The sequence below is a fragment of the Kitasatospora sp. NBC_00374 genome, from assembly GCF_041434935.1.
In the GTDB taxonomy this organism is placed as follows: domain Bacteria; phylum Actinomycetota; class Actinomycetes; order Streptomycetales; family Streptomycetaceae; genus Kitasatospora.
This window is the reverse complement of record NZ_CP107964.1, coordinates 7,333,510-7,345,623: the sequence shown is the minus strand read 5'-3', so window position 1 is coordinate 7,345,623 and position 12,114 is coordinate 7,333,510. Positions and strand designations below refer to the sequence as shown.

9 protein-coding genes are annotated in these 12,114 nt (G+C 74.1%); 6 read left to right on the top strand and 3 right to left on the bottom strand.

The genetic code is table 11. The features are described 5' to 3' along the window. Window positions 1-16: 16 nt before the first annotated feature. A complete protein-coding gene (locus tag OG871_RS32610; protein WP_371501700.1) occupies window positions 17-1,507 on the bottom strand; it encodes an APC family permease in 1,491 nt (496 codons plus the stop codon). Between the two features lie 603 nt (window positions 1,508-2,110). Beyond that, window positions 2,111-2,968, bottom strand: coding sequence for a universal stress protein (locus tag OG871_RS32605; protein WP_371501699.1), 858 nt, complete (start codon window positions 2,966-2,968; stop codon window positions 2,111-2,113). A gap of 160 nt (window positions 2,969-3,128) precedes the next feature. On the opposite strand from OG871_RS32605, the gene OG871_RS32600 reads away from it, so the two are divergent. The 5 genes from OG871_RS32600 to OG871_RS32580 all read left to right on the top strand — a co-directional run bounded on the left by OG871_RS32600 (window position 3,129) and on the right by OG871_RS32580 (window position 7,232). Beyond that, window positions 3,129-3,971 (top strand): potassium channel family protein, encoded by an 843-nt coding sequence (locus tag OG871_RS32600; protein WP_371501698.1) that lies wholly within the window; start codon window positions 3,129-3,131, stop codon window positions 3,969-3,971. A gap of 352 nt (window positions 3,972-4,323) precedes the next feature. Beyond that, on the top strand, window positions 4,324-5,061 hold the full coding sequence (locus OG871_RS32595; protein ID WP_371501696.1) for a carbohydrate-binding module family 20 domain-containing protein: 738 nt from the start codon (window positions 4,324-4,326) through the stop codon (window positions 5,059-5,061). 214 nt (window positions 5,062-5,275) lie between these two features. Further along, window positions 5,276-5,596, top strand: a complete 321-nt coding sequence (locus OG871_RS32590) for a hypothetical protein (RefSeq protein ID WP_371501694.1) — start codon at window positions 5,276-5,278, stop codon at window positions 5,594-5,596. Further along, window positions 5,593-6,588, top strand: coding sequence for a WXG100 family type VII secretion target (locus OG871_RS32585; RefSeq protein ID WP_371501693.1), 996 nt, complete (start codon window positions 5,593-5,595; stop codon window positions 6,586-6,588). The genes OG871_RS32590 and OG871_RS32585 overlap by 4 nt, the downstream gene beginning before the upstream one ends. Next, window positions 6,588-7,232, top strand: coding sequence for a hypothetical protein (locus tag OG871_RS32580; protein ID WP_371501691.1), 645 nt, complete (start codon window positions 6,588-6,590; stop codon window positions 7,230-7,232). The genes OG871_RS32585 and OG871_RS32580 overlap by 1 nt, the downstream gene beginning before the upstream one ends. Window positions 7,233-7,251: 19 nt before the next feature. Here the strand turns inward: OG871_RS32580 and OG871_RS32575 are convergent, their stop codons facing one another. Further along, complete coding sequence (locus OG871_RS32575) at window positions 7,252-9,357, bottom strand: SpoIIE family protein phosphatase (protein ID WP_371501690.1); 2,106 nt, start codon at window positions 9,355-9,357, stop codon at window positions 7,252-7,254. Between the two features lie 317 nt (window positions 9,358-9,674). On the opposite strand from OG871_RS32575, the gene OG871_RS32570 reads away from it, so the two are divergent. Beyond that, complete coding sequence (locus tag OG871_RS32570) at window positions 9,675-11,786, top strand: SpoIIE family protein phosphatase (RefSeq protein WP_371501689.1); 2,112 nt, start codon at window positions 9,675-9,677, stop codon at window positions 11,784-11,786. Window positions 11,787-12,114 lie beyond the last annotated feature (328 nt).

Here is a 12,114-nt window from a genome sequence, read left to right as displayed (position 1 = left end):
GCCCACCGCGCGGGGGTCACAGATCGGTGGCGAGGCCGCCCCGGTCGGCGGCTGCCACGCTCAACTCGCTCTCTCCGTAGCGGGCTTCGATGTCGTCGGCGTCGGCCGCGTCGAGTCGGGCCGGCTGGTAGTAGGAGCTGCCCCGGGCCCAGTACCACCCCATCGGGACGAGGCCGAGGGCCAGGGTGCCGAGCCCCAGGCCGAGTTGGAGGGCGGTGAAGTCGAAGAGGGCCTGGACGAAGACGAAGGCCATGAACAGCGCGCCGGTCAGCGGCCAGAGTCCGATGAACACGGCGTTGGAGACCGACTTGAACAGCAGCCTGCGGTAGGCGACCACGACCGCGAGTCCGGCCAGCGCGTAGTAGAAGGCGATCTGCAGTCCGATGGCGTTGACCGCGGCGGTCAGGATGGTGTTGACGGAGCCGAGCGCGTTGGAGGCCACGAACAGCAGCAGGGAGACGACGGAGACGGCGGCGAGGGCCACCCACGGGGTCTGCCAGCGCAGGTGGGAGCGGCCGAAGGCGGCGGGGACGGTGCGGTCGCGGCCCATCGCGAAGAGCGAGCGGGAGACCTGGATCAGGGTGGTCTCCAGGGTGGCGACGGTCGACAGCACCACCGCGACGACCAGCACCTTGCCGCCCCAGCCGGGCCAGACGGCCTCGCCCAGGTCGGCGAGCAGGGTGCCGCTGTTGGCCTGGATGTCCTCCTGACTGATGATCAGGTTGACCGAGATGGTCACCATCTCGAAGATCGCGAAGGCGGTCGCCACGCCGAGCAGGCCGCCGAGGCCCGCGTTGCGGCGGCTGTCGGCCGTCTCCTCGCTCAGGTTGGCGGTGACGTCCCAGCCCCAGAAGTAGAAGGCGGCGATCAGGGCCGCGGCGGCGAAGCCGCTCACCCCGCCGAAGTTCCCGAAGCCCCAGATCCAGGACCAGGAGAAGACCGCCGCGGAGCCGCCGTGGACGAGCGCGGCCACGCCGAAGACGACCAGGATCGCGATCTCGATGCCCGTCATGATCCATTGGGCGTGGGCGGTGATCCGGGCGCCCATCAGCACCAGACCGGCCATCAGCAGGAACCAGCCGGCCCCGACCGTGGTCGCCAGTGCGGTGTTCTCGGCCAGCTCGGGCGAGAACAGCGAGAGGGTGTACGACCCGGCGGGCAGTGAGCCGGCCACCATGAAGAGGGTGGCGGAGACCACCAGTGCCCAGCCGCTCATGAAGCCCAGCGCCGGGTGCAGCGCCCGGCCGACCCAGGAGTAGCTGGCGCCGGCGTTGACGTCGATCCGGCCGAGGTAGTTGAAGGCCCAGGCGATGCCGAGCATCGGTATCGCGCACCAGAGCAGCGCCGCGGGCGAGAACAGCCCCGCGGCACCGGCGAGGGTGGCGGTGGTGGCGGCGAGCGAGTAGGCCGGGGCGCTGCCGGCCACCGCCATCACGATCGTGTCGAAGGTTCCGAGGACGTTCGAGCGCAGGCCCGACCCGCCTCCGGAGGAGTGGGGAGTGCTCATCGGTGGCGCCTTTCCTGGCATGACACGGCAGCACTGCGGCCTCGGCGGGCGCCTGACGGTCTCGGGCGGCCGAGCCGTTCCCGGAGCCCTCGCCCCGGTGCGGGGGACGGCCCGCAGGGTGCTGCGAGGGTGATCGGGAGCCGCCGGCGGCTCCGTGCGGCGGCCTGGGTAGGGGTTCCCGGCGCAGGGCGGTGCCGTCCGCTCCGCACCGGCGACCGAGCTCCCCCCGAGAGGCCGGACAGCGTCGACGTCACGGGCTCGGACGTGCTGCGTCTCGACGGGAACTCCCGTCTTCAGGCTGGCCGTGAGTATGTCCACTGGCCAAATCACTGTCAAGACACGCGGATTGACACTTCGCCGGTCCGACCCGGCCGCGGCGGCGGCCCGATCGGGGCCGCTCGGCGGCCGCACTCCCGGGCCGACGGGATCGATCCGGTGCGCACGATCGCGGGCCGGCCGCGCGGGGCGCGGACAGAACGGACCCGACCCGTCTCGCGGAGCGGGACGGTCGGCTTCCCCTCGGCGCATGGCCAGCCGACGCCGGGCCGCCGGCCCGCGCGTCAACACGTCGAAGGGCAGCGGCGCGCCGTGGGCGTGGGCCGGTCAGCCCGTCGGCACCACGGCCACCGGGCACCGCGCGTGGTGCAGCACCGCGTGGCTGACCGAGCCCAGCTGCAGCCCGCCGTGGCCGTGCCGCCGCCCCGCGCCGAGCACCACGAGGTCCGCGTCGGCCGCCGCCTCCAGCAGAACCTTGGCCGCCCGCCCCCGCCGCGCGTCCCGGCGGACGGTCAGCCCGTCGGCGCCGGGCAGCGCGACCGCTGCCAGCAGCCGCCCGGCGAGCTCCTCCGGGGTGGTGCCGGTCATCAGCACCGAGCCGCCCGACAGGAAGGAGTCCGGGCGCCAGGCGTGCACCAGCTCCAGCTCCGCACCGCGCAGCCGGGCCTGCTCGACGGCGAACCCGGCCGCGGCGGCCGTCGCGTCCTCGTTCTCGTCCACCGCGAGGACGACCCGGCCGGACCGGCCCGTCGGATCGGCCGGCTCCCCTCGGACCACCACCACGGGATACGGGGCCCGCGCGGCCACCCGCAGGCCGACCGAGCCCAGCAGCAGCCCCTCGAAACCCCCGTGGCCGCGCTCCCCCAGCACCAGCAGCGGCTCCAGCTCGCCCAGCCCGGTGAGCGCGGGCACCGGGTCCTGCGGCAGCACCTCCGTCGCGGCCGGCACGCCGGGCTGCCGCGCGGCCGCCCGTGCCAGCGCGCCGGCCATCAGCCGGTTCACCTCGGTGCGGATGGACAGCGGCTCGTCCTCGTCCTCGGTCTCCGCCTCGTACCGCTCCCACAGGCAGGCGTGCACCAGCCTCAGCGGAACGCTCCGGCGGGCCGCGTCGTCGGCCGCCCAGTCGACCGCCCGCAGGCTCTCCGGCGAGCCGTCGACCGCCGCCACCACGCACCTGATCGCCATGTCCGTCCTCCTCCGCGCACCGGCCCGCCCGGCCCTGCCATCCTGCGGCCGATCCGGTGAGATCGGTGGCGGGACACCCGGGACGCGCGGAGACCTCGCCGGGGCGGAGGTACCGACCGGGCCGTCCGGCCCGTACCTCGCGGGGGCTTAGCCTGGCTGCGTGTCTGCAACCTCCACCGTCGCCCTGGGAAAGCAGTCGGCGACGACGCGCCGCGAACGCTGGGAACGCCACACCCAGACCCCGCTGATCGCCCTGTCCGTGGTCTTCGCCCTCGCGTACGCGGTGCCGATCCTCTTCCCCGGGGCCGACGGGCGGTTCCTGCGCGGCGCCGCCTGGGTCGAGTGGGGCGTGTGGGCGGCCTTCGCCGCCGACTACGGGACCCGGCTGCTGCTGGCCGACCGGCGCTGGCAGTTCGTCCGCAGCAGCCCGCTCGACCTGGCGTCGGTCGTCCTGCCGCTCGTCCAACCGCTGCGGCTGCTGCGCCTGGTGTCGACCCTGCTGCTGGCCGGACGGCGGGTCAGGATGGCCTCCCAGGTCCGGCTGACCACGTACGTGGCCGGCGCGGTCCTCGGACTGCTGGTCTTCGGCTCGCTCGCCGTCCTGGAGATCGAGCGCTCGTCGCCGACGGCCAGCATCCGCACGCTCGACGACGCGCTCTGGTGGTCCTTCACCACCATGACCACCGTCGGCTACGGCGACCTCACCCCGACCACCGGCCTGGGCCGGCTGCTGGCCGTCGCACTGATGCTGTCCGGCATCGCCCTGCTGGGTGTGGTGACCGCCAACATCGCGGCGTGGTTCGTCGCCCGCTTCGAGGCCGAGGACCGCATCGACCACGTCAACCACCGGGCCATCCTCGACCTCACCGCCGAGGTCCGCGACCTGCGGCAGCAGCTCGCCACACTCGGCGTACCCCCGCGGCCCGGCACGCCGCCGGAGCCCGGGCCGCCGGCCGGCCCCGACCGGGCCGCCCACCGGTCCACCCCGTCGAACTCCGGCTGACCCCACCGGAGCCGGACGCTACGACGCCGGACGCCGCCGGACGAACAGTTCCGGCCGTCCTGCGCCGTGCCGTTCCTGACGGCACGACGGCAGCCGCCTGCCGCCCGGCGGCCACGAGGGTACCCACCGGCCCCCCACCGCCGGCGGGAGTGCCCTGCTCAGCGGGCATGGTCGGGTACGAGGATGGTGGCGGCCGCCCTCGGCCGGTGCCCACGGGACGGCCGCGGCCGGAACCCGTCGCTCCTTGCGCAAGATGATGAAAGAAATTTCAACACCGCCCGCCCCGGTGTGCTTCGATGCGGCCTGCGGCCCGACCCGGACCGCCCCACCACCGCCACTCCAGGGGGATCCCATGCCCTTTCACCGTCCCGGCAGCGGCGGCCGGCTGCGCCCGGCCGCCCTGCTGACGGCACTGCTCGGCGGCCTGATCACCGGCCCGGCCACCCCCGCCTTCGCCTTCGACACCGGGGCGGACCACCCGCCGGGCGTCACCGTGCCGGTCCGACTGACCGCCGCCGCCGGCCCCGGAGACACCCTGCTGATCTCCGGCAGCACGGCCGAACTCGGCGCCTGGGACCCGGCCAGGGCCGTCCCCCTCGCCACCGACACCGGCAGCTACCCGACCTGGTACGGCGACCTCCGGCTGCCGCCCGGCGGCCAGGTGCAGTACACGTACCTCAGGCGCACCGCGACCGGCACGCTGACCCGGGAGGACGTACCCGACCGCTCGGCCTTCGTCTCCCCCGGCGGCGGGACCGCCTTCGACGACCGGTGGAACGTGGCCGGCGGCAACCCCCTCACCGCGGTCTTCCACGTCACCGCGGCCACCCGGTGGGGCCAGACCCTCTACGTCACCGGCAGCCCCGCCGAACTCGGCGCCTGGGACCCGGCCGGAGCCGTCCCGCTCACCACCAGCGCCACCGTCAACCCGCAGTGGACCGGCTTCGCCTCGCTGCCGCCGAACACGACCGTCCAGTACAAGTACCTCCGCAAGGACGCCGACGGCAGTGTCACCTGGGAGGACGGTCCGAACCGCTCCACCACCACCCCGCCCACCGGGACCGTGACCGTCGCCGACACCTGGCGGTAGACCGCCCAGACGCCGCAGGAGCCCTGGCGGTTGCGCGGCCGGTGCGCGGATCCCGAGGACATCGCGCGTCCACGGCACACCGGTCCACCCCATATGACCTGGCCAAACGTCATACATTACGCTTCGTCGCGCACTCGCAGGCCCGGCCGGCAGCCGGTCGGCGCCCTGCGGTGCGCGACCGGGCAGACAGACAACGGGGGAAGGTCAGGCAGACATGAGTGCGCCGGACATCCGAGTGCAGCCGGAAGTGCTGCAACGCTACGCGGCCGTCATCGAGCAGCAGCGCGACCAACTCGCCCGCATCCAGGCCGCCCTGGCGGGCGTGCAGATACCCGGGGGCGCCTTCGGCCACCTCCCGGACTCGGACGAACTGCACGAGGGCTACAACGACCACGCGGTGTCGGAGCAGCAGAACCTCTCCGACCTGATCGACGTGCTGGACCACGCGGCCGAGGGCCTGGAGGTCACGGCGGACAACTACCGCGGTGCCGACGAGGAGATCCACACCATGATGGGCGGGGGTGGCGGCCGATGAGCACCGCTGCCGACGTCGCGGGCGCGTACAAGTGGACCCGGGACTTCATGAAGGAGCCGCTGCTCCCGATCCCGGAGATCCACAACCCGGCCCAGGGCGCGATCGACTCGGGCATCGACGACGCCGTCCGGTGGGCGCTGGAGAAGACGCCGCTGATGGGCTGGCTGGAGAAGGTCACCGGTGACCCCAGCGCCCTCACCGCCGCCGCACAGGAGTGGCAGGCCCAGGCCCAGGCCACCCGGGAGGTCGCCGCCGAGCTGCGGCGCGGCGCCGACGGGCTCGCCGCCGAGTGGCACGGCGAGGCCTCGGCGGCGTTCGGCAACCACATGGGACAGGTCGTCGAGGCGATCGACGCCACCGCCGACGACATGGCGCAGACCGCGCAGCTGCTCAGCCAGGCGGCCGCGGAGTGCAAGCTCGCCCAGGACCTGGTCGTGGAGATCATCCGCGAGGCGATCGAGTGGCTGGCCGTCACCATCGCGGCCGGCATCGTCGCGGACGTGCTGACGCTGGGTCTGGCGACGATCGTGGACGCCGTGGTGGTCGAGGCCGAGATGCTGGTCTTCATCGCCAAGGTGGAGAAGGTCTCGGTCAGTCTCGCCCGGAAGCTGCGGACCCTGCGCCGTCTGATCAAGCAGATGCGGGAGGCCGAGAAGGCAGGGCAGGCGATCAAGCGGGCCAACGCCGCCCGCAAGATGGTCGGCCGGATGCGCAAGGGCGGCAAGTCGGCGTTCAGCCCGAGCAGTTGGGCCAACCCGTACAAGTCCCCGGAGCGGTTCCTCACCTCGACGGCGCTGAAGGGTTTCCAGGGTGCCGTCGCCACCCCGCTCCTCCAGGCCGCCACCGGCCTGACCGGGACGCCCGGCGCACCGGTCGGGGACGCGCTGAGCAGCGACACCTTCGTCGACTCCGTGACCCGCGAGTTCGACGGCGAGAAGCCCGCCCCGGCCTACCACGTGCCGACGACCAGCATCGAGGAGGCGTTCGGCTGATGGCGGCCCAGCGCAGTCCCAAGCTCGAACAGGCCTACCGCGAGCGGCTGGAGCAGTGGTCCCGGCTGCCGCTGGCCTGGCTGGAGCCGGGCGAGTACCTGCACGGGGTGGCCGACGTCGGGCTGGACCGGTTCGTCCGCAGGGAGCTGCCGAAGCGCCTGCGGGTCGAGAAGCCTCCGCTGCCGGCCGGGGCCAAGGCCCCGGCTGTAAGGAAGCGGGGGTGCCTGATGACCGTGCTGCTCTTCCCGCTGGTGCTGCTCGACCTCGAAGGTGTCGTCGAGGACACCGCCGAGGCCACGTTCAAGGGCATCCGCCGGATGTTCCACGGCCGGCCGTTCGTCGGCGGTTGGCGCAGCCTGGCCGGGCGGTTCGTGGTCGCCGTCCGCACCGGCCCGACGGCGCACCGGCGCTACCGGCACACCCGGGCGCTGCTGGCCTTCACGGATCGGGGGCTGCTGCTGGTGGACCACGACCACGGCGAGCTGCTGGGCCGGTTCCACCGAGCCGAGCTGGGCGGAACGGGGATCGTCCGGTCGCGCCAGCCGAAGCGGGTGGACCTGCGCTTCGCCGACGGCTCGCTGGTCGCCGTGGTCGCCGACTCCCCCGAAGCCGCGCAGGTGCTGCGCGCCCTGACGCAGCGGTAGGAGGGCGGCCTCGGCGCGCTCAGTGCGGCGTCGCCAGGAGCAGCAGGGTGGCGATGTCGTCGGCACGCTGACCGGCCTGCTGGGCGGTGGCGACCAGGTCGGTCGCCACCGTCTCCAGGTCGGGGACCGCCCGGTCGAGCCGGGCCGCGAGGGCGACCATGGCCTGGTCGAGGTCCGTGTCGGGGGTCTCCACCAGGCCGTCGGTGTAGAGCAGCATCAGGGCGCCGGCGTCGAACGGCACGTCGGTGATCTGGTAGGCGGAGCCGGTGTCGACGCCCAGCGGCGGACCGGGCGGGATGTCCAGTACCCGGGTGGGCCCGCCGGGCGGGCGCAGCAGCGGCGGCAGGTGTCCGGCGCTGACCACGTAGGCGCGGTGCGCGGCGAGGTCCAGGTGTGCGTACAGGCAGGTCGTGAAGAGGTCCGGGTCGAGGTCGCAGAGCAGCCGGTTGGCGCGGACGAGGACCTGGTCGGGTGCGGCGCCCGCGGTGGCGTGGACGGCGGTGCGGACCTGTCCCATCAGGGCCGCGGCCGGCACGTTGTGGCCCTGGACGTCGCCGATCACGGCGGCCGCGTCGGTCGGGCCGAGCCGGATCAGGTCGTAGAAGTCGCCGCCGATGTCCATGCCGCGGGTGGCGGGCAGGTAGCGGGAGGCGATCCGCAGTCCGGCGACCGCGGGCAGGGCGTGGGGCAGCAGGGCCTGTTGGAGGCCGTGGGCGAGCCGGCTCTTGGTGTCGTAGAGGTGGGCGCGGTCCAGTGCCTGCGCGATCAGGCCGGCCAGCGAGGTCAGGACGGTGCGTTCGTCGGCCGCGAAGCGGTGCGGTTCGTCGTACGAGAGCAGGCAGCAGCCGACCGGGCGGCCGGAGGTGATCAGCGGCAGGACGGCCCAGGCCTTCTTGCCGGTGACCTGAGGGACCTCCGGGTAGGCGTGGGCGAGTTCGCCGGGGGCGCCGAAGAAGCCGGGCGCGCCGGCGGTGATCGCCCGCATCATGGGGGCGACGCGTTCGTCCAGGGGAATGCTGTTGAAGCGGTCCATCTGCTCGGCGGTGTAGCCCCGGTAGCCGGTGACCTGGAGGCGCCCGTCCTCGGCGCTCATCATGGCGAGTCCCTGGGCGTCGAAGGCCGGCATGATCTGCTCGGCCACCAGGGCGATCACGTCGTCCGCCGTGACGGCCTCGGTGAGGGCGGCCGCCAGGTGCATGATCTGGTAGAGCTGGCCGGCCCGGGAGACGGGGGCCGGGCGGGGCCGGGTCGGGGCGGCGGAGGCGTCGGGGCCGCTGTTGGCCGGGGTGATCCGGACGCTGATCCCGTCGTCCCCGGTGTAGAGCCGGAAGTCCAGCCAGTGGTCCGGGGGGCGCAGCGCGGTGAACGCGACCGGTTGGCGGCTGATGATCGCCGCGCGGTAGCGGTCCTCGTAGACGGGGTCGTCCAGCCAGGGCAGGGCCTGCCAGGGGATCGCGCCGAGCAGTTCCTCGCGCTCGACGCCCAGCAGGTCGCACGCGGTCCGGGTGAGGAAGGTGATCCGTCCGTTCAGGTCGAGTCCGCAGCTGCCGCCCGGGAGGCGTTCGGCGAAGGCGGTCGCGGCCGTCGCGGGCAGTTTGGCCTCGTCCAGCTGCAGGGGCAGGACACGCGGCCGGGCGGGCGGGGTGACGGGCAGGCCGAGCGCCTCGGCGCGGGTGAGCAGGCCGGCGAGGCGGTCGCTGCCGGCCGTGATGCGGTCGCGCTCGGCGGGGGTGAGGTGCGGCGGGCGGGCACCGGGCCACAGCAGCAGCAGTGCGCCCCAGCGGCGTTCGCCGGTGCGGATCGGGGCGGCCGCCAGCGCGAAGTGGTACGGCATGGTGACGGCGATGCGCGGGTACAGCCGGGCGAAGTCCTGCTGGCTGCCGGACCAGACCAGCCGGTGCTCGCGCAGGGCGTCACTGGTGGGGGCCGGGGCGGCGAGGGCGGTTCTGGTCCATGGTGCGATGAACTCGGCGGGCAGGCCGCGGACGGCCGCCAGGTGCAGGACGTCCTCGTCGGCGGGGAGCAGGTAGACGCCGCCCGAGGAGGCGCCGCACTCGTCCACGACGGCTGTCAGCGCCTCGTCGAGCCGCTCGTCCCACCAGGCCGCGTCACCGGCGGTCGGCACGGGTTGCTCCCGCGGGCCGCAGCGCCTCCGGCCGTGGGCGCGACGGCGCAGCCCCCGGCTCGGTCCGATCAACGCCCATAGCAGTGACGCTACGCCCGCTGCCGGGGCCGGGCACCCCGGCCCGGGGGGGGTGCGCCGCCCGGTACGGCCGAACGTCACCGCCTCGGCGACAGCGGCACCGACGAGCCGTCTCCGCCCGTCCCGCGGTCGACGACCCAGCGCGTTCGGCCGGGCGACCAGGCCACCGGAGTTGCCTCGGGCGGCTGCTCTGCCATCGTGGTGTACGAGGCATTAGCTGCCGCCAGGAGGTGCGTCCGGTGTCGGGAGCAGGACGGGAGGACCAGGCCGCGGACATTCTCGACGCCCTGTTCAGCCAGGCGCCGATGGGCCTGTTCGTCTTCGACCCCGACCTGCGGATCGTCCGCTACAACACGGCGGGTCGTGGGATCAAGGGCGTGGAGATGAGCAGCGTCGTGGGGCACCGGCTGGGCGAGTTCGCGCCGGGCTTCGACACCGTCGAGCTGGAGGCGCTGGCCGCGGAGGTGCTGAAGACCGGCACGCCGATCCGTGAGCACCTGGTGAGCGGCATGTCCCCGGCCGAACCGGCGCAGCAGATCGTGCTGTCCGTGTCGATGTTCCGGCTGCAGGGCTCGGACGGCTCCGTGCTGGGCGTGGCGTCCGCGCAGGACGTCACCCAGGGGCAGGCCGCGATGCAGCGGCTGGCGGTGCTGGCCCTGGCGCACCGGTCCATCGGTACGTCGCTGGACGCCCGCCGCACCGCCGGGGAACTCGCCGAGACGGCGGTGCCGCTCTTCGCGGACGCGGTGACGGTGGACCTGCTCGACGAGGCGCTGCGCGGCGAGCCGCTGGCGCCCGGCCCGGTCGCGGCGGACGTGCCGCTGCGCCGGACGGCCTTCCGGTCGATCGGCGGCGGCGACGGTCCGATCGAGCCGGACAGCCTGACCACGTTCGCCTTCCCCACCCCGTTCACCCAGAGCCTGACCGACGCCGCGCCCCGGCTGCTGCGCCGCCTCTCGCCGGACGAACCGTGGCTCCCGTCCGACCCCGACCGGGCGAGGCGCATCACCGACATCGGGGTGCACTCGATGATCGTCGCGCCGCTGCACGTGCACGGGTCGGTGCTGGGCGTGGTGGCGCTCTACCGTTACGAGCGGGCCGATCCGTTCGAGGAGGACGATCTCCAGGTGGCGCGCGAGCTGGCCACCCGGACCTCGCTCACCATCGACAACGCGCTCAGCTACACCCGCGAGCGCACCCTGGCGTCGGCACTGCAGCGGCACCTCCTGCCGAAGGACCCGCCGCCGCTGACGGCCGTGGAGACGGCGCACCTGAACCTGCCGGGCACCTCCGGTGGCGGCGGCCACTGGTACGACGTGATCCCGCTGTCGGGCGCCCGGGTCGCGCTGACCGTCGGGGACGTCACCGGGCACGGTATCGAGGCCACCGCCACCATGGGGCAGTTGCGGACGGCGCTGCGCACCCTCGCCATCCGCGACCTGCCGCCGGACGAGTTGCTCAGCAGCCTCGACGAGACCGCCCGGACCCTCAACACCGAGCAGCAGGAGCCCGACGGCGGGCAGGCGCCGGGCCTGCGGGCGCTGGCCTCCTGCCTCTACGCCGTGTACGACCCGGCCACCCGGATCTGCACGCTGGCCGGGGCCGACCACCCGGCGCCGGTGGTCGTGGCTCCGAACGGCGAGGCAGTGGCCTTCGACCTCCCGGACGGGCCCGCACTGGGCACCGGCGAGGGCGGCTACGAGCCGGTGACGGTCGAGCTGCCGGTGGGCAGCCTGCTGGCACTGCACACGGTCGGCCTCGCCGCCGGCGGCAGGAGCGCCGGCACCGGGCCCGCCGAGATCCTCGGACGGGTGATGGCGCACCCCGACCGCAGCCTGCGGCAGTTGTGCGACGACGCCGTCTACGCGCTGCTGGTCGGCCGCACCGCCCACGATGCCAGCCTGCTGCTGGCCCGGACCCGCGAGCTGGGTGCGGACCACGTCGCGATCTGGACCCTCCCCGACGAACCCCGGGTCGTGGGTACCGCGCGCCGGCTCGCGGATCACCAGCTCGGGGTGTGGGGCCTGACGGAGCTGGCGTTCTCGACCGAGCTGATCGTCAGCGAGCTGGTCACCAACGCGCTCCGGTACGGCAGTCCGCCGATCCGGCTGCGCATGATCCTGGACCGGAGCCTGATCTGCGAGGTGTCCGACACCAGCAGCACCGCCCCGCACCTGCGGCGCTCGCGCCCCACCGACGAGGGCGGCCGGGGGCTGTTCCTGGTCGGGCAGCTCGGCGAGCGGTGGGGCACCAGGTTCGAGCACCGGGGGAAGACCATCTGGTCGGAGCAGGCACTGCCGCACGACACCGACGCCTCGGATGGGACGGGTCGGCGCCGGCACCCGCACTGAGCGGCTGCCGGCGGCGGTGGCGGTGGCGCGGCATCCGATGCGATGCTCCCCCTGCTGGACGAGGGCATCTCCCACTTCCCGGCCCGACGGGTCGCCGAGCGGGCTGGGTGTCCCGGCGGCTGGTGTTCCATCACTTCGCCGACAGGGCGCACCGGTGGACGCCGCCGTCACCCGCCCGCCCGGACCACCTGATGGCCGAGGTCCGTCCGCTTCCGGCGGAAGGCCCCGGGCCCTGCGGGTCGCCGCGCTCGCCGAGCAGCGCGCTCTCGCGATCACCCGCCTGGAGAGCCCCTCCGCGCCCCGGTCCGGCCGCCGACCGCCGAGAACC